A 20,120-nucleotide genomic window follows, 5' to 3' on the forward strand; every position below is an offset into this window, starting at 1 on the left:
AAATGCGTAACGTTCGGGTTGAGGCCGTCGACGTGCCCAGCGTGAGCCGGTGTTGACCTCTGCATCGGGCACGCATCGGGCACGAGCTGCCAGAGCCGCTACTCGATCGTCATCCTGCCTGCCACGCAGACAGTGGGGTGAATCGTTCGGTGCCGGTGACGCGGAGCAGGTCGAGCGCCGAGCTTTCGGGTGTGCCGGGTGCGGCCGAGTAGACAATGAGAGTTTGATCGGCTTCCGGTACCAGGAGGGTGTCGCAGTCGAGGATGAGCGGCCCGAGTTCGGGGTGCTGGATGGTTGTTGTGGTGGCGCGCAACTGTCCCGAACGCCCGGCTCGCCACAGGTCGTCGAACCGGTTGCTGCCGGAGCGCAGATCGGCGATGAGGCGGTTGAGGTCGGGATCGCCGGGGTAGCGGGCCTGGGCGGTTCGCAGGCACCCGACGCAGTGGGCGGCCGTTGCCGCCTCCTCCTCCGGTGTCAGCGTTATTCGGTCCGGGTCGGTGCTCAGAAAGCGCTGCCGAATGAGATTGCGTTGCGCGGGTAGCCGTTCGGAGAAATCGCCGAAGAGCGCGGCAGCAAGGGGATTCCAGGCGAGGATGTCGGACTTGGCCGACAACACCAGGGCGGGCAGGTCAGACATCCGATCCAGGAGCCGCAGCACGCTCGGACGTATCAGCATCGGGACGCGTCCGGCCTGCGGCGGCTCGGATCCGGCCAGCCGGAATACGAGGTCGCGGTCGCTGTCGCTGAGTCGCAATGCCCTGGTCAGCGCGCCGAGTACCTGGCTGGAGGGTCTGGGGCCGCGTCCCTGCTCGAGCCGGACCACGTAGTCGACGCTGAGGCCCGCCAGCTGGGCGACCTCTTCGCGGCGCAGCCCCGGTACCTGTCTGCGCGGCCCGGCCGGAAGGCCGACGTCAACCGGTCTCACCCGTGCGCGTGCGGTACGCAGCACCGCCGCCAGTTCGGCTCTGTCCACGCATCCATCCTGCCGCAGCACTGATGCCTGGGGGTGGTACCGCGAGTCCCATGGCTGGGCAGCCCTGGCGGGCGGCAGACGCGGCGGGGACGCTATCGGCATGGCATCAACGACGATTGCTCTGGTTACCGGGGCAAACAAAGGGCTGGGACGCGAAACCGTACGTAGGCTCGCGGGGCTGGGCTGGCAGGTGTTCCTCGCCGCGCGGGACACGACGCGCGGCATGGCGGCGGCGGCCGAACTGGTCGAGGACGGGTTGAACGTGGAGTTCGTACCGCTCGATGTGACCTCGGATGAATCCGTCGCCGCTGCTGCCGGAACGGTGAAGGCGCGTGCCGGGCGGCTGGACGTATTGGTAAACAACGCCGGTATCGGTGGCACGAACAGCGCTCCGGCCGATACCACGGCGTTCGATCTGCGGGAGGTGTTCGAGGTGAACGTGTTCGGCCCGGTCCGGGTGACACATGCGTTCCTGCCACTGCTACGCGCCGCCGAGCAACCCCGGATCGTGATGGTGTCCAGCGGAATGGGATCGGTCGCCACAATCACCGACCCGAACCTGAGCGGATTAGTTCCCCCCACTCTCGCTTATCCGGCGTCGAAATCGGCACTTAATATGATCACCACTCAATACGCCAGCGCACTGAGTGATATCAAGGTAAATGCGGTCGATCCCGGCTACACCGCCACCGACATGAACAACAATTCGGGTTTCCAAACTGTGACCGAGGGGACCGATGCAATCGTACGACTGGCCGATATCGGCCCCGACGGACCGACCGGTGGGTTCTTCGACCGCACCGGCCCCGTTTCGTGGTGACCGTGGCCGTCCGCTCCGGTGCTGCGGGCCGCTGACGTCCGGATCAATGGGCGCGGGATCGGCACCGGCGTGTCCCCGCCACTGATCCTGTGCCTGATCGTGTGGTGTGGGATCGAGACAAGAAATGGTGAGCACTATGGGAGACCGTGATTCGAGCAAGGGGAGCGATATCCTGTCGATCGGGTTGCATCCGAGCACCATCGACTACAGCCGGTACCCCGGACTGGACGAGGCGACTCTGGCCGCACGAATCGAGGCGGGCGAGGCTGCGCTGCGCGTGGCCGGATTCAATTTCATGTCGTGCCAGGTGCCTGCTGAGCCGGACGAGGCCGAGGCGAAGGTGCGCGAGTGTGCCGCCACAGGGTCGCTTCGAGTCGCGATGATCGGGGCAGGTGTGCGGATGGCACCCGAGCACACCCTGCTGTTCGAACGGCTCGTAAATGTGCTCAATGAGATGCAGCCGGGTATCAGGTTCTGCTTCAACACGTCACCGGAAACCACGATCGACGCGCTGCGACGATGGGTTCAACCGACGCAGCGCGACAAGGGCTGACAATCGGAACCTTTGACCAGAGCCCGCAGGTCTACTGCGATGAGGCCGTGGTGGGGTTGCGGCGCGTGTACCCGGGCAGGCCCCGGCCTGCCGGCAATAGCCGGCGCGAGGGGGTCGCAGAGGCTCCGGGGCCAAGGGCGGCCCGCAGGGCCGTCGCGAAGCGATGCGAAGCACCCTTGCTCGCCGAGACGCTTGCAGACGAAACAGCTTGCCGGGTCACTGCAACGCCGTGCCATCCCGATGCTGCCGCCGACCCGCCCTCCTGGGGAGCGGGCCGCCGCCCGGCCCGCCACGTCAGGCGGACCTTGACATAGGTTCGGACGCTGGCGGGTCGGGCGGTGGTCTGCTCGGCTTGCCCGGGTCGATGGCAGGCGGGATGGCCTACCGCAACCACCCACGGACCCGGCGGCTGCCGACGATCTTCGTCCATCCTGGAGCCGTTGCGCCCCCGCCGGAGGCGCTCTAAACCGCAACCCCGCGACCGTCGTCATCTCGCCGACGTGGCCGGCGTGCGCTCCCCTACGCCGCGCGGGCTTCTGGCCGCGCGGCCCGGCCTGCTGCCGGCCTGTCCCGTCCGCGTTGAGTTGGCACCGTCCGGTATGACTTGGCACGAGGTTGGCACTGTCCGGGTTGAGGTGGCACGTCCGGTACGGTGCTGTCCGGTCTCAGCGAGGTTAGCGGGTTCTCGGCGAGTTGACAGGCTTCCCGATGAGTGTGCGTGTACTTGGTCTCGACCGGCAGTCAGCTGTGTGCCGATCGGGCACTACGGCGCGGCGACTGTTGCGGCAATGGCCGCGTACTTGCGGTCCGGGCGGTCCGGGGACTGCTGCTGCAAGCGCTGAAGTTCGGTGAAACCAGCCTTTGCCAGGCGGGCAGAGAATGTGTCTACGGGCCAGCGGTATGCCGTGTGGACCTTGTGGTCGAACGCGGCCACATCGTCGTCGCTGTCGAAGAAGCCGATCACCAGGTTCCCGGAAGGAGGCAGCATCCGGCGGAACTCGGCGAGTACCGCATCCAGCTCCGATGGCGGTAGGTGGATGGTCGAGTACCAGGAGAGGATGCCGGCCACCGAGTGGTCGGGAAGGTCCAGGTCCGTCATTGATCCGAGCTGGAACGCCGGCCCGGGAAAGTGGGTCCGGGCGTAGCCGATGAACTCAGGTACCAAGTCGACGCCGGTCACGTTGGCGCCGAGCGAATGCAGGTAGGCGCTCCAATGCCCGGGGCCGCAACCGAGATCGAGCACGGCGCCGTCCAAGCCGACGAGGTGGTCTCGGACAAGGGCCCTGTCATCCACGTGGGCCTGCCAGTCACCATCGAACAGGGCGATGTACTGCTCGGACATGTGCGAGTAGGCGTCGCGGACCGGCTGGTTGCTCACGGCGCCACTCTAAAGTCTGCCCGCGTTCCACCCCGAACCCAGTACGCGTCCGGGTTGAGGTGGCACGTCCGGTACGGTGCCGGGTGCTGCGCGCGGTGCCGGGCCTGGGTGGGCCGCTGACGGCTGAGTTCGAGGTCGGCTACGTCGGCGCCGAGGGATCGGAGGTCCGCACCTCCTTGATCGACTCGGCGGGGGTGCCGTTCGAGCTGGTCAAGCCGGTACGCGGCTTCCCGTCGTACAAGCGGCAGCGCAACTTCCCGGGCTTGTGGTGGTCGTCGACGACCGGCGCTCACGTCGGGTACGAGTCGTGGCTGGAGCGCGATCACCTGATGCTGCTCGACTTCGCCCCGGCGGTGGCCGGGATCGCGTCGCAGCCGTTCTGGCTGTTCTGGAACGACGAGGCTTCCGGCCGGCGCCGTTCGCACGCGCCGGACTACTTCGCCCGGCTGGCCGACGGGCGGGGCCTGGTGGTGGACTGCCGACCAGTCGACCGGATCAAACCGCGTGACGCCGCGGCGTTCGCCGTGACTGGCCGGGCGTGTGAGCTGGTCGGATGGGAGTATCGGCTGGTCGGCGCGCCGGAGCTGGTGATGGTGCGCAATGTGCGCTGGCTGGCCGGTTACCGGCATCCGCGGTACCGGCTGCCGGCGGTGGGCGCGGCGTTGCGGGAGGTGTTCGCCGAGCCCGCGCCGTTGATGGACGGTGCTGGCGCGGCGGGTGAGCCGATCGCGGTCCTGCCGGTGTTGTTCCACCTGCTGTGGTGCGGTGAGCTGGCCTGTGACCTCGGGGTACGGCTGCACGAGGCGACCATCGTGACCACGGCCGGGGCCTGCTGATGGGCGCGGGCAAGTTGCCGGTGCTGCGTGTCGGGGAGTGGGTGCGTTTCGACGGCGACGAGCACCAGGTGGTGGCGCTGGCCGGCACGTCGGTGCGGCTGCGCTCGCGGGGTGGGGTTGCGCAGGTGGTGCTGCTGGCGTTCCTGCTCGCCGCCGCGGACTTCGAGCTGCTCGACGAGCAGCAGGCGGTGCCGGCGGTGGAACCGCTGGGGCTGCTGGAGACCCTGCCGCACGAGGTGCTCGAGCGGGCCCGGCGCTGGGAGCGGCACCTCGTCGAGGTGGTCACCGGCCGGGCACCGGAAGCGCCGGAGGGCGCCGGGCCGCGGCCGGGTTACGACCCAGCGGCGAGCACGCTGAAGGACCGCGACGCGGCCAAGGCCGTCGAGCTGAGCGCCGCCGGGCAGCCGACCTCGGCGCGGACGGTGACGCGGATGCGGCTGCGCTACGCCGAGCAGGGCCTGTGAGGGCTGGTCGACCAGCGATACACCCGCGGCAGCGACCCGGTCGGCCGGGCCGACGAGCGGCTGGTCACGGCGATCCGCGCCGAACTGGACGCGCAGACGCACGCCTCGACGGGCACCCGCGGGCGCCTGATGCGACGGGTGCGCACCGCGCTGGACGCCGAGCACGGGCCCGGGGTGGTGCCGATTCCGGGTCGCAGCGCGTTCTACGAGCTGGTCGGCGTGCTGGCCGGCGGGCGGCACTCGTTCGGCGCGGCGACCACGCGCCGGTCCCTGGCCAACCGGCCGGTTGCGCCGTTCACCCCGACGTTCGCCACCCGGCCCGGTGAGCTGGTGCAGATCGACTCCACGCCGCTGGACGTGATGGTGCTGCTGGACTCCGGCGTCCCCGGCCGCCCCGAGCTGACGATGGTCGTCGACGTGGCCACCCGCACCATCGCTGCGGCGGTGCTGCGCCCGGCCGGCACCAAGGCCGTCGACGCCGCGTTGCTGCTGGCCCGCACGCTGGTCCCTGAGCCGATGCGGCCCGGCTGGTCGGCCGCGCTGCGCATGTCCGCCTCCCGGCTGCCGCACACGCGGCTGCTCGACATCGACGCCCGGCTGGAGACCGCCGCGGCCAAGCCGGTGATCGTCCCGGAGACGATCGTCATCGACCACGGCCGGGTGTTCGTCTCCGAGGTGTTCACCCGCGCTTGCGACCGGCTGGGCATCTCTAGCCAGCCGGCCCGCAAGGGCACCCCGACCGACAAGCCGCTGGTCGAGCGGCAGTTCTCCTCTATCGCCAGCCTGTTCTGCCAGCACGTCGCCGGCTACACCGGCGGCAACGTCACCCGCCGCGGCGACCGGATCACCGACGAGCCGCTCTGGAGCCTGCCCGAGCTGCAAGACCTGCTCGACGAGTGGATCGTCGCCGGGTGGCAGCACCGGCCCCATGACGGGCTCCGCGACCCGCACGCGCCGCGCCGGGCGTTCAGCCCGAACGACGCCTACGCCGCGATGGTCGCCGTGTCTGGCTACCTGCCCCTGACGCTGTCGGGGACCGACTACCTGGAGCTGCTGCCGGTGCACTGGCGCCACGTCAACGAGTACGGCATCACCATCGACCACCGCACCTACGACGACGACGCCCTGCCCCACGGCGAACGCTCCACCGTCGCTGAGCAGGGCGGGCGCTGGGAAGTGCACTACGACCCCTACGACCTGTCCCACGTCTATGTCCGCACCCCGGCCGGCTGGATCACCGCGGCCTGGACGCACCTGCCGATGGTCAGCGCGCCGTTCGCCGACTTCACCTGGCGCCACGCCCGCCGGATGGCCGTTCCTCGCCGCGTTCTACCCCGAGATCGTCAACCTTGCGCGGCTGTTCTGCTCGCCTACCTGGCGGGCCGTTGCCCGCCGGGCGCTGACCTCCGCGGAGCACCGGCTCACCATCACCGCCAAGATCAGCCGGCAGATCGGACCTGAGCCCGTCCCCCATGACTGGCCCGTCACCCAGGGGTGGACCGGGTACGAAACAGACCGTTGGCTGCGGGCGATGGCCGGCCTGCCGGATATCGTCGTGCCCAACCGCACGTTCCCGCAGACCCGCCGGGTCACCTTCGACGGCGTCCCGGTCAACCACGCCACCTCCGACGAGACCCTCGCCAAGAAAGCCAACAAGGAGTTCAACAAGCACCGCCATGTTCCGAGCTGGGCGCTACCGAACTACGCCGACCGGCCCACCAACCACGACCTGCCGCTCGACTACCAACCCGAGCCCGAACACCACCCACGCCTCAGCCTGTCGCAGCTGCTGGACGCACTCATCGCCGACAGTGCCAAGTAGATCCGGACGACTAACCTGATCTTGTCCGCGCGGACCTGGCACAACCGCAGCTCAGGCACCCGACACCAGTGCCACTTTCCGCCGGACGGGACACGGCCCACCACACCCCGGTCAACGATCCTGTTGCTCAGACGGCAGCCTCACATTCGGACCACCCAAGACCGATGCCGGCATCCGTACCGTCACCGTTCCCGATGCGATCCGCCGCGACATTCGCGCAAACCTGGACGACTTTGTCGACGAGGACCAGGGCGCGCTCGTCTTCACCGGCGCGAAGGGTGCCGTCCTGCGCCGCTCCAACTTCCAGAGCGCCTGTAAGTGGCGCGAGTCGGTGGCGGCGGCCGGCCTGCCTGGCTTCCACTTCCACGACCTACGGCACACAGGCAACACCTTGGCCTCTCGGACCGGTGCCAGCCTGGCCGACCTGATGGCCCGGATGGGTCACGCCTCGACTCGGGCCGCAATGATCTACCAGCACACCGCCAAGGAGCGTGACGAGCACGTCGCTGACGGCCTCAGCGAGCAGATCAAGAAGGGCCGTGATCGGGCACGTAGCGGGCACGGCCAGCGCAGGAAGCGGTAGCAACGATCGAGGCCCCAGCCAGGAAACCGGTCCTGAGCTGGGGCCTCACGTTGGAGCGGGTGACGGGAATCGAACCCGCACTGTCAGCTTGGGAAGCTGATGTTCTGCCATTGAACTACACCCGCAGGCGGCACCACTGTACCTGAGTCGTCACGCCGGTGCACCCAGGTACCCCCTCCGGCGGCGCGTGCCCTCCTCCCGGCGGGCACCCCGGACCCTCGGCTCGCGCCGCCGAGGCGGGGGTGGGCGGCGGTGAGGCGCCGCCGAGGCGGCGGCGAGGTGGCGGCGAGGTGGCGGCCGGCACACCCGAAGACCGGCGCCGCAGAGGCCACGGGAGCGCTACCGGCACCGAGGGCCATCCGCCCATCACCCGATGTCGATCATTATTGACCCCCTGCCAGCAGAAAGTTCCGTCGCCGCAGCTCATGGACGTTCTCAAATCCGTCAATCGGTTGTAGCGTCTGCCCAACGTTCTCAGCCACGGCGTGACACACCCCCTGTCGCGCCGCCAGAAAGAGGTGGGCCCATGGGACTCCGTCCCAACCTGCTGACCCGGCGTACGGCCGGCGTCGCGTCGACGACCCTCGCGCTGCTGCTCAGCACCGCCGCGGTGGGCGTCGTCCCGGCCGCGTCGGCCTTCTCCGCCGCCCCGAGCGAGGTCTGCGTCGAGCCGGCCGACGTCCACTCGGACGCCCGGATCAAGCCCGGCGGCGGCGCCAGGCACGAGCCGAACGAGCTGACCCTCGCGGAGACCCGCGAGCGTGAGGCCGACCTGGCCGCCGCCCTGCGCGAGCGGGCGCGGTTCCGCGCGGGCGCCGGCGCCTCCACGACGGCGACCGTGACCATCCCCGTGGTCGTACACGTGATCCAGGAGGACGGCACCCGGGCCGGCGGCAACATCCCGGACTCGATGGTCACGTCGCAGATCAACGTGCTGAACCAGTCCTTCAGCGGGGCGACCGGCGGGGCGGCCACCGCGTTCAGCTTCCAGCTCACGAAGATCAACCGGGTGACGAACCCGGCCTGGTATCCGATCGTGCAGGGCTCCTCCGCGGAGCGGTCGATGAAGACCTCCCTGCGCGAGGGCGGCAAGAACATGCTCAACATCTACCTGGGCGAGCTGAGCGACAGCCTGCTCGGCTGGGCCACCTTCCCGACCCGCAAGCTCAACAGCATGGACGGCGTCGTCGTGCTGAGCGAGTCGCTGCCGGGCGGCACGGCCACCAACTACAACCAGGGCGACACCGGCACCCACGAGGTCGGCCACTGGCTGAACCTCTACCACACCTTCCAGGGCGGCTGCTCCGGCTCGGGCGACAGCGTCAGCGACACCGCCGCCGAGGCCTCCCCGGCCTACCAGTGCCCGACCGGGCGGGACACCTGCACCGCCCCGGGCGTCGACCCGATCACCAACTTCATGGACTACACGTACGACTCGTGCATGTACCAGTTCACCGCCGGGCAGGCCAGCCGCATGCTGACCGCCTGGAACGCGTACCGCGCGGCGTAGTTCCACCGTACGGCCGGTGCCGGCCCCGTCGGACGGGGCCGGCACCGTCGTGTGCGGGGCGGTGTGGCGCGGCGGACGGGGACGGCCCGGCGCGCCACACCGCGTCTCAGGCAGCCGGGCGGTGGGCGGCGTGACCGCCGCCTGCCGGCCGCGTCGCGGGTGCCGCGGCGGCGCCGGAGGGGGCCGCGGCGGGGTCGAGCCAGACCTGGACGGCGGGCCGCCCGTGCCCCTCGCCCGCCCCACCGGCGACGCCCGGCTCGCGACGGGCGAGCATCGCCACGTCGACGGTGAACTCGAACAGCCGCCAGTCGACAAGCGGCGTGGCGCGGTGGGTGCGGGCCAGCCGGGCCACCCGGGCCGGGTCGGTCACCGGCCGGGCGTGGCCGGCCACGTAGGCCTCGTCGTCGCTCTCCTCCGGCGGGAACGAGTGCAGGGCGTAACGGCCGTCGCGCTCCAGGTCGCGCCGCTTCGGCGAGTCGACCACGAAGCAGAAGAGACCCTCGTCGGTGATCACCGGGGAGACCGGGTGGACCCGGGGGCCGCCGTCGGCGCGGACGGTGGCCAGATAGCCGAAGCCCGGCCCGTACTGCTGCATGAGGGAGCGGATCCCGTCGGCGAGGCGGGGCTCGTCGGCGGCGAATTCGGACCAGGAAGCCATGCCGACATTCTATCGAACACGTGTACGAACAGGTAGTCCGACACGCAGGTCACGCACATCGCTCGCTATGGTGTTCCGATGCTGCTCTCCGACCGCGACCTGGTCTCCGAGATCAAGGCGGGCACGCTCGCGCTGGAGCCCTTCGAGCCGACCCTGGTGCAGCCGTCCAGCATCGACGTACGCCTCGACAAGCTCTTCCGGGTCTTCAACAACCATCTCTACACCCACATCGACCCGGCGATCCAGCAGGACGACCTGACGTCGATGGTCGAGGTGCCCGAGGGCGAGCCGTTCGTGCTGCACCCGGGCGAGTTCGTGCTCGCCTCGACGCTGGAGGTCATCTCCCTCGGCGACCAGCTCGCCGGGCGGCTGGAGGGCAAGTCGAGCCTGGGCCGGCTCGGCCTGCTGACCCACTCCACCGCGGGCTTCATCGACCCCGGCTTCTCCGGCCACGTGACGCTCGAACTGTCCAACGTGGCCAACCTGCCCATCACCCTCTGGCCCGGCATGAAGATCGGCCAGCTCTGCATCTTCCGGCTCTCGTCGCCGGCCGAGCACCCGTACGGCTCGGCGGTCTACGGCTCGCGCTACCAGGGGCAGCGCGGCCCGACGCCCAGCCGCTCCTGGCAGCACTGGCGCACCTGGCCGACCCGCTGACCCCACCCCTCGGGCACGGGCGGAGGGCCCCCGCCGGACGGGAGCCCTCCGCGCGTACGTCAGGCGGGGCGGCCGTAGCTGTGGATCGGGCCGTCGTCGACCTTCTTCATCTTCACCGGCACCCCGGCCCGGGAGGCGTGCACCACCCAGCCCCCGCCGACGTACATGCCGACGTGGTGCAGGTCGCTGTAGTAGAAGACCAGGTCACCCGGGCGCAGCTCGCCCCGGCTGACGGTCGCGGTGACCCGGCGCTGCTGCGCGGCGTTGTGCGGCAGCGAGATCCCGGCCTTCGCCCAGGCGGCGAGCATCAGACCTGAGCAGTCGTACGAGTTCGGCCCCTCGGCGCCCCAGACGTAGGGCTTGCCGATCTGGGCGCAGGCGAACTTCACCGCCGTGCCGGCCCCGCCGCCCGGATAGCTGGCCGGGCAGGGGGCGGGGCGCAGCGGGCCGCCCCCGCCGCTGCCGTAGATCCGTAGCCGCAGCTTCTGCAACCGGTCGATCTCGGCGTTGATCTGCTTCTTCTTCGCGGCGAGCTGGGCCTCGGTCCGGCCGAGCTGGGCGACCATCTCGTCCAGCGGCCCCTTCTTCGCGGCCAGCCGGTCGCGCAACTCGGCGACCTGCCGCACGTCCTGCTGCTGGTGCTGGGCGAACCGGTCGAGCAGTTCGAGCTGGCCGACCATCTGGTCCGGCGAGCGGCTGCCCAGCAGGGCGTTGACGGCGGAGACGTTCTCACCCTTGTAGGCGCGGACGGCCAGCGCGTTGACCTTCTCCATCGCCTGGTCGACCTGCTCCTGGAGCGGCGCGATCTGCCTGGCGAGCGCGTCGGCCTGCCGGCGCTTGGCGGCCAGGTCCTGACGGGTGGCGTTGTGCCGTTCGATGATCGGTTCGAGCTTGTTCCAGTCCTCGTCGATCTGGCGCTCGATCTCGGCGACCGTCGGTTCGGCGTGGGCCGCCGTGGCGCCGCCGGTCAGGACGACGGCGAACGCGGCCAGGGCGGCGAGGGCGGTGGTGCAGCGGTACCAGCGTGGGCGCGGCGCAGCCGTCGTCGGGCCGGCGAGGACCGACCGTGCCGACGGTGGCCGCGGGGCATGGTGTGCCACCGGGCTCCGTACTCCTTCTTCCCGTACCGCCTACCGGGTTAGCTGACGGGTTCGGGCGGGAAGGGGACGCCCTACCGCAGAGGCTGCGGATTCACCCCGGGGTACCTGGGTCCCCGGCTCGCTCGGGAGCGACTCGGCGGTGTCGGACCGTCACCACCCCGGATGGGCGGACTGTCACCGGCCCGACGAATGACCAGAGTAGAGACGGCCGTTATCGATTCGCAACCCGTCGCGCCGTGACACACCGTATTCACATGGGCCGAGGGAGCGCGCAACCCCGGCGACGAAGATTTTCTTCTTTCTGAAGTGACAGATGGAAAGGTATTGACCAGAGGCGCCGGGCGGGGCGAAGGTGGCCCCACATTCGCCCGTCCGACCTGGGGGTCTGATGCACCTGACAGCGACATCGAGGAGCAGACGCGTCCTGCTGGCCGCCGCCGTCGCGGCCGCCCTGGCGGCGACGCCGCTCACCGCCGCCGGATCCGCCGCCGCCGCGCCGACGACCGACCGGCAGCAGCAGTACGCCGCCGCCGCGGCCGAGTACGGCGTGCCGGAGAGCGTCCTGCTCGGAGTCTCCTACCTGCAGTCCCGCTGGGACACCAACGCCGGCACGCCGAGCACCAGCGGCGGCTACGGACCGATGCACCTCACCGACGCGGAGCACGTCGCCGCCCAGTCCGGGGGCACCCACCACGACGAGGGCACCGAGGACCCGCGCGGCGACGACTCCCGCCCGTCCCTGGCCGAGGCGCACGAGCCGCCGGCCGATCCGCCTCCCGCCGAGGCCGCGCTGCGGACCCTCGACGCCGCCGCCGAGCTGACCGGCGCGAGCGAGGAGGCGCTGCGTACGGACGTCACGGCGAACATCCGGGGCGGGGCGGCGCTGCTGGCCGCGTACCAGAAGGAGATCGGCGCCCCGGTCGGCGCCGACACCGACCCGGCGGCCTGGTACGGCGCGGTGGCCCGCTACTCCGGCGCGGACAACGCCGACGCGGCGGCGGCCTTCGCCGACGAGGTCTACGGCACCATCAACACCGGCGACAGCCGGCTCACCGACGACGGGCAGCAGGTCAGCCTGCCCGCCCGCGTGGTGCAGCCGCAGCGCTCCTGGCTGGACCGGCTCAACCTGCGCAAGCTCGCCCGGCCCGACGGGCTGGAGTGCCCCGACACCATCTCCTGCGAGTGGATCCCGGCGCCCTACCAGAAGTACGGCCCCGGCGCGGGGGACTACGGCAACCACGACCTCTCCGACCGGCCCAACCGGCAGAAGATCGAGTACATCGTCATCCACGACACCGAGGGCTACTTCGGGCCGAGCGTCAACCTGGTCAAGGACCCGCGGCGGGTGGGCTGGCACTACACCCTGCGCTCGGTGGACGGCCACATCGCCCAGCACATCAAGACCAAGGACGTCGGCTGGCACGCCGGCAACTGGTACGTCAACGCCAAGTCCATCGGCCTCGAGCACGAGGGCTTCGCCGGGCACGGCACCTGGTACACCGAGGCGATGTACCGCACCTCGGCCAAACTGGTCCGCCACCTGGCGGCGCAGTACGACATCCCGCTGGACCGGCAGCACATCATCGGGCACGACAACGTCCCCGGCACCGTCGCCTCCACCGTGCGCGGCATGCACTGGGACCCGGGCCCGTACTGGGACTGGTCGCACTACTTCGACCTGCTCCGGGCGCCGTTCAAGTCGACCGGCACGCCGCGCACCGGGCTGGTCACCATCGACCCGGACTTCGCCACCAACCAACCGCAGTTCACCGGCTGCAACCGGCAGCCGCCGGGCGTGCCGAACCCGCCCCCGCCCACGGCGCCGTGCCCGCTGCGCGGCTCCTCCGCGGTGGTCCTGCACAGCGCGCCGAGCCACGACGCGCCGCTGGTCAACGACATCGCGTTGCGGCCCGACGGCACCCCGAACACCATGTACGTCTCCGACCACGGGGCCCGGGCCTCGGCCGGCCAGACGTACGCCCTGGCCGGGGTGCAGGGGGACTGGACCGCGATCTGGTACCTCGGCCAGAAGGCGTGGTTCCACAACCCCGCCTCGAAGCCGACCGCGAAGTGGTCCGTCGGTTTCGTGGTGACCCCGAAGGCCGGCAAGGCCACCATCCCGGTGTACGGCCGGGCGTACCCGGAGCAGGCGGCCTACCCGGCCGGCGTGCCCTACCAGCCGATCTCGCCGCTGCAGTACACCCTCTCCGCCGGCCAGCGGTACGCCGTCGGCACCGTGCTGCCCGGCGAGTACTACCGGGCCGTCACCTTCGACGGCTCCGCACCTGGTGACTGGACGGTGATCCGCGGCGACAACAGGTACGTGCAGATCCAGTTCGGACACCGGGTCATGTACGTCAACCTGGACGACGTGAACCTGCTGCCGTCCCCGGTGGGCGCGCCCCGCTGACCCACCGCGGCGGTTCCGGCGCACGCCGGCCAGAGCACGACGAGGGCCCCCGGTCGACTCGACCGGGGGCCCTCTCGCGCGGGCGGTGCGACGGATCAGCCGGGCCTGCGGAACCCGGCCACCGGCATGGTGTTGATGCTGGAGACGTTGACCGGCTTGCCGGCCCGGGGCGCGTGCACCATCTTGTCGTTGCCGAGGTAGAGGCCGACGTGGTGCAGGTCGCTGAAGAAGAAGACCAGGTCACCCGGGCGCGCCTCGGAGCGTGGGATGGCCTTGCCCTCGTTCCACTGGGCGCCCGTGAAGTGCGTCAGGTGGATGCCCGCCGCCTTGTAGGCGAACTGGGTCAGACCGGAGCAGTCGAACGAGTTCGGGCCGGTCGCGCCCCACACGTACGGGTCGCCGACCTGGGCGCACGCCGTCCGGATCGCGGTCCGGGCCGCGTCGCTGACCACACCGTTGATGGTCGGGCACTTCTCCGTCTTGACGGTCGTCACCGGCAGCGACGCCTCTAGCTTCTTGATGTCGGCGTCGATCTGCTTCTTCTTCGCCGCCAGGTCGTTCTGCTGCTTGGTCTGCGCGACGATCAGCGCGTCGAGCTTCTGCTTCTCGGCGTCGTACTTCTCGCGGACCTTGGTGACGCCCTCGAGCTGCCTGCGCTCGTTCGCGGCCAGCCGGTCCAGGAGGGTCAGCTGCTCGGTGAGCGTGTCCGGCTTGGCGCTCACCAGCAGCGCGCCGATCTCCTGCGACGGGCCCGAGATGTAGTAGCGGGAGGCGAGGTCACCGACCCGGTCCATCGCCAGCTCGGTCTCCAGCGCCAACGGCTGGATCTTCTTCTGCAGGTCCGCCGACTTCTTGCGGTTGACCTTCAGCTGCGCCCGCACCTTGTTGTACTGCTCGATGGTGGGCTCCAACTGCTCCCACTTCTTGTCGATCGCCGCCTCGATCTCGTCGACCGAGGGCTCGGCGTACGCGGGCGCGGCGAGCGCGCCGGCGCCGACGACAGCCGCGGCGACCAGGGTGAGCAGACGGTGGGCGGCCCGGCGCAGGCCACCCGGACGAGCAGACCGTCCCGGTGCGTGACGATGAGGGGGCATGGTTGCCACCGGCACCGACTCCTTTTGCAACCCGGCCGCCGGGCGCCTCGCGCGGAGGAAGAGGGGCGAGACAGACGACCCACAGCGGCCGGTGCCCAACCTTAGGGAAGGCACGGAGCGGAATCAAGGCGACCATCGTCCACATCACGGCTGCGCGATCGCTTGCGTACCAAGGGTGTCGGCCCGGCCGCCGACGATCGCGGTCAATACGTCGTCCAACGTCACCACGCCGAGCGGCCGACGACCGTCGCTGACCAGCACCATGTGCCGCCGCTCGCGACGCATCGACAGCAGCAGGTCGGCGAGCGTACGGTCCGGCGGCACCACCGCCAGCGGCCGGTGGACCTCCGCCGGCACGGGGGCGCGCCGGCTCACCCCGGCGTACCCGAGCACGTCCTTGACGTGCACGAAGCCGAGCACCCGGCGGGTGGACCGCTGCACCACCGGAATGCGCGACCGGCCCGTCCGGGTCGCCAGCACCTCCAGCGAGGCGGGCGAGACGTCCTCGGCGACGGTGGTCACCGTCGACCAGGGTTGCAGGGCGTCGGCGGCCGTACGCGTGTGCAGGGCGAGCGCGCCCGTGATCCGGGCGTGCTCCTCGGCGTCGAGCAACCCCTCCGTACGCGCCTGCGACACCAGCCCGGCCAGCTCCTCGGCGGTGAACACCGTCTTCACCGCCTCGGTGGCCTCGATCCGCCACAGCCCCAGCACCCGGCGGGCCGCCCACTTCATCGCCAGCAGCAGCGGCTTGGCGGCCAGGCAGAACGCCAGCATCGCCGGCCCCAGCCAGAGCGCCGACGGCTCCGGCCCGGCCAGGGTGATGTTCTTCGGCACCATCTCGCCGACGACCGTGTGCAGGAAGACCACCACGCCGAGGGCGAGCAGGAACGCCACCGGGTGGACCACCCGGTCGGGCAGGCCGACGGCGTGGAACGCCGGTTCCAGCAGGTGCGCCAGGGCCGGCTCGGCGATCGCGCCCAGCCCCAGCGAGCAGACGGTGATGCCGAGCTGCGCCCCGGCGATCATCAGTGGGATCTGGTTCATCGCCGACAGCGCCCAGCGGGCCCGCTTCGAGGTGGCCGCCAGCGGCTCCACCACGGTGCGCCGGGACGCGATCAGCGCGAACTCGCTACCCACGAAGAACGCGTTGCCGAGCAGCAGCGCCACCGTGAGCAGCAACTCAGGCATCGTCGCCCGGCTCCTCGGGGCGGACCACCCGGACCTGCTCGATCCGGTGCCGCTCCACCTCGACGACGGTGAACTCGTAGCCGGACTCCCCGACCGTCTCGCCGGCCACCGGGATGTGCCCGAGCCGGGCCATCAGGAAGCCGGCCAGCGTCTCGTACGGCCCCTCCGGCAGCCGGAACCCCGTCTGCTCGGCCAGCTCGTCGGAGCGCAGCACCCCGTCGACGAGGACGGTGGGCTCCCCGCCCGGCACCGTCAGCTCGACCGGACCGGCGTCGTCCACGGCCGCCGGGTCGAACTCGTCCGCGATCTCACCGACCAGCTCCTCCACCAGGTCCTCGGTCGTGACCACCCCGTCCGTGCCGCCGTACTCGTCGACGACGATGGCGAGGTCCGCACCGGCGGCCCGCAGCGCCGCCAGCACCCCGTCGAGATCCAGGCTCTCCGGCACGTACACCGGCTCGCGGGCCACCGACCCCACGGTGGTGTGTTCCCGGCGGGCCGGCGGCACGCCCAGCGCGTCGGGCACCCCGGCGACGCCGGTCACCACGTCGAGGGTCTCCTCGTACACCGGGAACCGGGTCCGCCCCGTCCGCCGGGACAGCGCCAGCAGCTCGGCGACGGTGGCCGTGGCCCGCAGCGCGACGACGTCCACCCGCGGGGTCATCGCCTCGGCGGCCCGCTTGTCCCCGAAGCGGATGGTCCGGCGCAGCAGCATGGCGGTGTCCGGTGGCAGGGCGCCGGCCCGGGCCGAGATGGCGGCCAACAGCCCCAGCTCCTCCGGCGAGCGGGCGCTGGCCAGTTCCTCCTGCGGCTCGACGCCCAGCAGCCGGACCAGGCGGTTCGCCGAGTCGTTCAGCCCCCGGATCAGCCAGCCGAAGGCGCGGGAGAAGCCGCGCATGGGGCCGGCGGCGGCGAGCGCGGTGGGCATCGGCCGGGCAAGCGCCAGGTTCTTCGGCACCAGCTCGCCGAAGAGCATGGAGATCAGGGTGGCCAGGGCCAGGGCGAGGAACGGGGTGAACCGGCCGGCGGTGTCCCCGGCGACCGGGCGCAGCAGCGGGGTGAACAGCCGGGCCAGGGCGGGCTCGGCCAGATAGCCGGTGAGCAGGGCGGTGAGGGTGATGCCGAGCTGTGCCCCGGAGAGCTGGAACGACAGCTCGCGCAGCGCCCGGCGTACGGTCGCGGCCCGGCCGTCGCCCGCGGCGGCACGCCGCTCGATCTCCGGCCGGTCCACCGTGACCAGGGCGAATTCGGCCGCGACGAAGAACGCGTTGCCGCTGGTCAGCAGCACGAAGCCGACCAGGGGCAGCAGCGTGGTCAGCAGCAGCCCGTCGATGCTCGCCTCACCTCGGCGCGATTCTCGCACGCCGCGGCGGCCGGGGCACGACCGAGAATCCGGGGCGCCCCGCCGGGGTTCCGGCCACCGCCGGTGCCCGGAAACGACGACGGCGGCGGCACCGTCGGGTGCCGCCGCCGTCGCTCAGGCGGTACGCGTCAGCCCGCGACCGGCGCCGTCTCCTCGGCGCCCGACGCCTGCTCGGGCTTCACCGAGCGGAGCAGCACGCTGGCCACGTCGACGACCTCGACCTGCTCGCCGGCGCCCTTGCCGTTCACGCCGTCGTTGAGCATCGTCGAGCAGAACGGGCAGCCGACGGCGACCGTCCTCGCCCCCGTGGACATGGCCTCCTCGACCCGGTCCACGTTGATCCGCTTGCCGATCTTCTCCTCCATCCACATCCGGGCACCGCCGGCGCCGCAGCAGAAGGAGCGCTCGCTGTTGCGCGGCATCTCGATGAGGCCGCCGTCGCCGCCCGCGCCGTCCCCGCCGGCGATGGCGCTGCCGAGCACCTCGCGCGGCGGGGCGAAGACCCGGTTGTGCCGGCCCAGGTAGCAGGGGTCGTGGTAGGTGACGCCGCCGTCGACCGGCTGCACGGGGGTGAGCTTGCCGGTGGCGACCAGGTGGGCCAGGAGCTGGGTGTGGTGGACCACCTCGAACTCGCCGCCGAGCTGGCCGTACTCGTTGCCGAGGGTGTTGAAGCAGTGCGGGCAGGTGGCGACGATCTTCCGCTTGCTCTTCTCCCGGCCCTCGAACGCCTCGTTGAGGGTCTCGACGTTCTGCTGGGCGAGCATCTGGAAGACGAACTCGTTGCCGATCCGGCGGGCCGGGTCGCCGGAGCAGGTCTCGCCCTCGCCGAGGATGGCGAACTTCACGCCCGCCTCGTTGAGCAGCGTGGCGACCGCCCGGGTGGTCTTCTTGGCCCGGTCCTCGAACGCGCCGGCGCAGCCGACCCAGAAGAGGTACTCGAAGTCGTCGACCTCGCCGACCCGCGGCACCTCGAAGTCCAGGCCCTTGGTCCAGTCCTCGCGGGTGTTCTGCGGGGCGCCCCACGGGTTGCCCTTGTTCTCCAGGTTGCGCAGCATCACGCCGGCCTCGGAGGGGAAGCTCGACTCGATCAGCACCTGGTAGCGGCGCATGTCGACGATGTGGTCGACGTGCTCGATGTCGACCGGGCACTGCTCGACGCACGCGCCACAGGTGGTGCAGGACCAGAGCACGTCCGGGTCGATGACGCCGCCTTCCTCGGCGGTGCCGATCAGCGGCTTGTCGCCCTCGGCCAGGGCCAGCACGTCGACGTGGGCGAGCTGGGCGGCGGTGGCCTTCTCCTCGCCGGTCAGGTCCTTGCCGCCGCCGGCCAGCAGGTACGGCGCCTTGGCGTACGCGTGGTCGCGCAGGCTCAGCACCAGCAGCTTCGGCGACAGCGGCTTGCCCGTGTTCCAGGCCGGGCACTGCGACTGGCAGCGACCGCACTCGGTACAGGTGCTGAAGTCCAGCAGGCCCTTCCAGCTGAACTGCTCGACCTGGGCGACGCCGAACTGGTCGGACTCCGGGTCGGCCTCCTCGAAGTCGAGCGGCTTGCCCTGGCTCGTCATCGGGCGCAGCGCGCCGAGGCCGGAGCCCGCGCGGCCCGGGTCACGCTTGAAGAAGATGTTCGGGAACGCCAGGAAGCGGTGCCAGGCGACGCCCATGGTGACGTTCAGCGAGATGACGATGAGCCAGGTCATCGAAATGATGATCTTGATGACGGCGGCGACGCTGACGCCCGCCTCCCAGTTCGGCAGCGCCGCGCCCACCGCGTGGCTGAGCGGGGTGGCCCAGACCGGGTACTCGAAGTGGTCGGTGGCGACCTTGAAGCCCCGGATCAGGAAGCCGAAGATCAGGACCAGCAGCACGATCCACTCGACGAAGTAGCCCTGCCACATGGTGGAGCCGGTGAACCGGGAACGGCCACCCGGCCGGGTCGGCCGGTTCCGCAGGCGGATCGCCATCAGCACCACGATGCCGACGATGCCCAGGATGCCGATCAGCTCGGTCACGCCGCCGTAGACCGCCCAGCCGCCGATCAGCGGCAGCCCGCCGGTCGGTGAGACGACCTCGAAGTACGCCTCCAGCACCAGCAGCGACAGCACGATGAAGCCGACCATCACGAACCAGTGCGCCGCGCCCACCACGCTCCAGCGGAGCATCCGGGTGTGGCCTGCGGTCTCCGCCAGCATGGTCTTCGTGCGGGTGCCCTTGTCGCCGAACCGGGTCGGGTCGGGCTGACCCAGCCGGATGACGGCCACCATCTTCATGACCGCGCGTACCGCAAGCCACACCGCCACGGCGGTGATGGCGAACGCGAGGATCGTGGTGACGATCTGGACGCTGCCCATCGAGTTGGCCTCCCGGTCTGCTGCCTGTCGAGCGGCTCGGCGACCGGGGCCGGGGTCAGGGGGCGGTCGGCGAGCCGCCTCCACCGCACCCTCGACCGGACCGGTCGATGACCTCGCTCCGCTCGGTCATGCAGTGCAGCCTACGCGCAAGGTTACCCAGCGGTAACGTGAGTTATCCCGCACTCCGGCCGCGCCGCCCTGCGCACACCTTAGGTGCCCCGGCCCGAAACCGCCGGGCAGGGGCTCCGCGCAGTGACCTGATCCTCCGGATGCCGCCGGGCGACCGCGCGGGAGCGCCCGGGCTCGGCTCGGGACGGCGACGCGGACGCTCCCGCGCCGGTGACGCCGGGCGGCAGGTCCGAG

General features: G+C 70.9%; 18 protein-coding genes, 1 tRNA gene and 1 riboswitch. Of the genes, 10 read left to right on the top strand and 9 right to left on the bottom strand.

The window, feature by feature from the left end:
* Positions 1-109 precede the first annotated feature (109 nt).
* Positions 110-973, bottom strand: a complete 864-nt coding sequence (locus tag GA0070606_RS15605; RefSeq protein ID WP_091100171.1) for a helix-turn-helix transcriptional regulator — start codon at positions 971-973, stop codon at positions 110-112.
* A 100-nt stretch (positions 974-1,073) separates the two neighbouring features.
* On the opposite strand from GA0070606_RS15605, the gene GA0070606_RS15610 reads away from it, so the two are divergent.
* Together GA0070606_RS15610 and GA0070606_RS15615 are read left to right on the top strand one after the other, a co-directional pair.
* Positions 1,074-1,793 carry an SDR family oxidoreductase gene (locus GA0070606_RS15610; RefSeq protein ID WP_091100175.1) on the top strand — a complete coding sequence of 240 codons (720 nt, stop codon included), beginning with the start codon at positions 1,074-1,076 and terminating at the stop codon, positions 1,791-1,793.
* Positions 1,794-1,929: 136 nt separating this feature from the next.
* Positions 1,930-2,346 (top strand): hypothetical protein, encoded by a 417-nt coding sequence (locus GA0070606_RS15615; RefSeq protein ID WP_091107775.1) that lies wholly within the window; start codon positions 1,930-1,932, stop codon positions 2,344-2,346.
* A gap of 763 nt (positions 2,347-3,109) precedes the next feature.
* On the opposite strand, the gene GA0070606_RS15620 is transcribed toward GA0070606_RS15615, so the two are convergent.
* A complete protein-coding gene (locus tag GA0070606_RS15620; protein WP_091107776.1) occupies positions 3,110-3,688 on the bottom strand; it encodes a class I SAM-dependent methyltransferase in 579 nt (192 codons plus the stop codon).
* Positions 3,689-3,783: 95 nt separating this feature from the next.
* On the opposite strand from GA0070606_RS15620, the gene GA0070606_RS15625 reads away from it, so the two are divergent.
* The 5 genes from GA0070606_RS15625 (at position 3,784) to GA0070606_RS15640 (ending at position 7,429) form a co-directional block, all read left to right on the top strand.
* Complete coding sequence (locus GA0070606_RS15625) at positions 3,784-4,560, top strand: TnsA-like heteromeric transposase endonuclease subunit (RefSeq protein WP_245724697.1); 777 nt, start codon at positions 3,784-3,786, stop codon at positions 4,558-4,560.
* Complete coding sequence (locus tag GA0070606_RS33305; RefSeq protein WP_245724698.1) at positions 4,560-5,024, top strand: hypothetical protein; 465 nt, start codon at positions 4,560-4,562, stop codon at positions 5,022-5,024. The genes GA0070606_RS15625 and GA0070606_RS33305 overlap by 1 nt, the downstream gene beginning before the upstream one ends.
* Before the next feature lie 129 nt (positions 5,025-5,153).
* Complete coding sequence (locus GA0070606_RS15630; protein WP_245724699.1) at positions 5,154-6,485, top strand: Mu transposase C-terminal domain-containing protein; 1,332 nt, start codon at positions 5,154-5,156, stop codon at positions 6,483-6,485.
* A gap of 94 nt (positions 6,486-6,579) precedes the next feature.
* A complete protein-coding gene (locus tag GA0070606_RS15635; RefSeq protein WP_141721699.1) occupies positions 6,580-6,846 on the top strand; it encodes a hypothetical protein in 267 nt (88 codons plus the stop codon).
* A gap of 172 nt (positions 6,847-7,018) precedes the next feature.
* Positions 7,019-7,429, top strand: a complete 411-nt coding sequence (locus GA0070606_RS15640; RefSeq protein WP_425413097.1) for a tyrosine-type recombinase/integrase — start codon at positions 7,019-7,021, stop codon at positions 7,427-7,429.
* A gap of 51 nt (positions 7,430-7,480) precedes the next feature.
* On the opposite strand, the gene GA0070606_RS15645 is transcribed toward GA0070606_RS15640, so the two are convergent.
* Positions 7,481-7,554 (bottom strand) — tRNA-Gly (locus GA0070606_RS15645).
* A 401-nt stretch (positions 7,555-7,955) separates the two neighbouring features.
* Here GA0070606_RS15645 and GA0070606_RS15650 point away from each other — a divergent pair.
* The gene (locus GA0070606_RS15650; protein ID WP_091100182.1) at positions 7,956-8,939 is read left to right on the top strand and encodes a zinc metalloprotease; all 984 of its coding nucleotides are present in this window, start codon (positions 7,956-7,958) and stop codon (positions 8,937-8,939) included.
* A 106-nt stretch (positions 8,940-9,045) separates the two neighbouring features.
* Here GA0070606_RS15650 and GA0070606_RS15655 read toward each other — a convergent pair whose 3' ends face one another.
* Positions 9,046-9,597: a pyridoxamine 5'-phosphate oxidase family protein gene (locus tag GA0070606_RS15655; RefSeq protein WP_091100184.1), complete on the bottom strand. Its 552-nt coding sequence runs from the start codon at positions 9,595-9,597 to the stop codon at positions 9,046-9,048.
* 78 nt (positions 9,598-9,675) lie between these two features.
* Here GA0070606_RS15655 and dcd point away from each other — a divergent pair, with 78 nt between their 5' ends.
* Positions 9,676-10,254 carry a dCTP deaminase gene (gene dcd, locus GA0070606_RS15660; RefSeq protein WP_091100187.1) on the top strand — a complete coding sequence of 193 codons (579 nt, stop codon included), beginning with the start codon at positions 9,676-9,678 and terminating at the stop codon, positions 10,252-10,254.
* Between the two features lie 59 nt (positions 10,255-10,313).
* Here the strand turns inward: dcd and GA0070606_RS15665 are convergent, their stop codons facing one another.
* Entirely contained in the window at positions 10,314-11,354 is a 1,041-nt protein-coding gene (locus GA0070606_RS15665) for a C40 family peptidase (RefSeq protein ID WP_091100191.1), read from the bottom strand.
* Between the two features lie 12 nt (positions 11,355-11,366).
* Positions 11,367-11,503: riboswitch (cyclic di-AMP (ydaO/yuaA leader) on the bottom strand.
* A gap of 239 nt (positions 11,504-11,742) precedes the next feature.
* On the opposite strand from GA0070606_RS15665, the gene GA0070606_RS15670 reads away from it, so the two are divergent.
* Positions 11,743-13,764, top strand: coding sequence for an N-acetylmuramoyl-L-alanine amidase (locus GA0070606_RS15670; RefSeq protein WP_091100195.1), 2,022 nt, complete (start codon positions 11,743-11,745; stop codon positions 13,762-13,764).
* Between the two features lie 95 nt (positions 13,765-13,859).
* Here the strand turns inward: GA0070606_RS15670 and GA0070606_RS15675 are convergent, their stop codons facing one another.
* The 4 genes from GA0070606_RS15675 to GA0070606_RS15690 all read right to left on the bottom strand — a co-directional run bounded on the left by GA0070606_RS15675 (position 13,860) and on the right by GA0070606_RS15690 (position 19,757).
* Positions 13,860-14,873: a C40 family peptidase gene (locus tag GA0070606_RS15675; protein ID WP_091100198.1), complete on the bottom strand. Its 1,014-nt coding sequence runs from the start codon at positions 14,871-14,873 to the stop codon at positions 13,860-13,862.
* A gap of 129 nt (positions 14,874-15,002) precedes the next feature.
* Positions 15,003-16,046 carry a hemolysin family protein gene (locus GA0070606_RS15680; RefSeq protein WP_091100202.1) on the bottom strand — a complete coding sequence of 348 codons (1,044 nt, stop codon included), beginning with the start codon at positions 16,044-16,046 and terminating at the stop codon, positions 15,003-15,005.
* Positions 16,039-17,352 (bottom strand): hemolysin family protein, encoded by a 1,314-nt coding sequence (locus GA0070606_RS15685; RefSeq protein WP_091107780.1) that lies wholly within the window; start codon positions 17,350-17,352, stop codon positions 16,039-16,041. Before GA0070606_RS15685 ends, GA0070606_RS15680 begins: the two co-directional genes overlap by 8 nt.
* Before the next feature lie 185 nt (positions 17,353-17,537).
* Positions 17,538-19,757: a (Fe-S)-binding protein gene (locus tag GA0070606_RS15690; RefSeq protein ID WP_091100205.1), complete on the bottom strand. Its 2,220-nt coding sequence runs from the start codon at positions 19,755-19,757 to the stop codon at positions 17,538-17,540.
* Between the last annotated feature and the right edge of the window lie 363 nt (positions 19,758-20,120).

Origin of the sequence: Micromonospora citrea (genome assembly GCF_900090315.1) — a bacterium.
Classification (GTDB): Bacteria; Actinomycetota; Actinomycetes; order Mycobacteriales; family Micromonosporaceae; genus Micromonospora; species Micromonospora citrea.

What these genes read in the sequence shown, in the direction of transcription:
- GA0070606_RS15650 (WP_091100182.1), top strand. Translation starts at nt 7,956, where the DNA reads ATGGGACTCCGTCCCAACCTGCTGACCCGGCGTACGGCCGGCGTCGCG.
- GA0070606_RS15690 (WP_091100205.1), bottom strand. Translation starts at nt 19,757, where the DNA reads ATGGGCAGCGTCCAGATCGTCACCACGATCCTCGCGTTCGCCATCACC.
- GA0070606_RS15655 (WP_091100184.1), bottom strand. Translation starts at nt 9,597, where the DNA reads ATGGCTTCCTGGTCCGAATTCGCCGCCGACGAGCCCCGCCTCGCCGAC.
- GA0070606_RS33305 (WP_245724698.1), top strand. Translation starts at nt 4,560, where the DNA reads ATGGGCGCGGGCAAGTTGCCGGTGCTGCGTGTCGGGGAGTGGGTGCGT.
- GA0070606_RS15620 (WP_091107776.1), bottom strand. Translation starts at nt 3,688, where the DNA reads ATGTCCGAGCAGTACATCGCCCTGTTCGATGGTGACTGGCAGGCCCAC.
- GA0070606_RS15615 (WP_091107775.1), top strand. Translation starts at nt 1,930, where the DNA reads ATGGGAGACCGTGATTCGAGCAAGGGGAGCGATATCCTGTCGATCGGG.
- GA0070606_RS15610 (WP_091100175.1), top strand. Translation starts at nt 1,074, where the DNA reads ATGGCATCAACGACGATTGCTCTGGTTACCGGGGCAAACAAAGGGCTG.
- GA0070606_RS15630 (WP_245724699.1), top strand. Translation starts at nt 5,154, where the DNA reads ATGCGACGGGTGCGCACCGCGCTGGACGCCGAGCACGGGCCCGGGGTG.
- dcd (WP_091100187.1), top strand. Translation starts at nt 9,676, where the DNA reads ATGCTGCTCTCCGACCGCGACCTGGTCTCCGAGATCAAGGCGGGCACG.
- GA0070606_RS15680 (WP_091100202.1), bottom strand. Translation starts at nt 16,046, where the DNA reads ATGCCTGAGTTGCTGCTCACGGTGGCGCTGCTGCTCGGCAACGCGTTC.
- GA0070606_RS15670 (WP_091100195.1), top strand. Translation starts at nt 11,743, where the DNA reads ATGCACCTGACAGCGACATCGAGGAGCAGACGCGTCCTGCTGGCCGCC.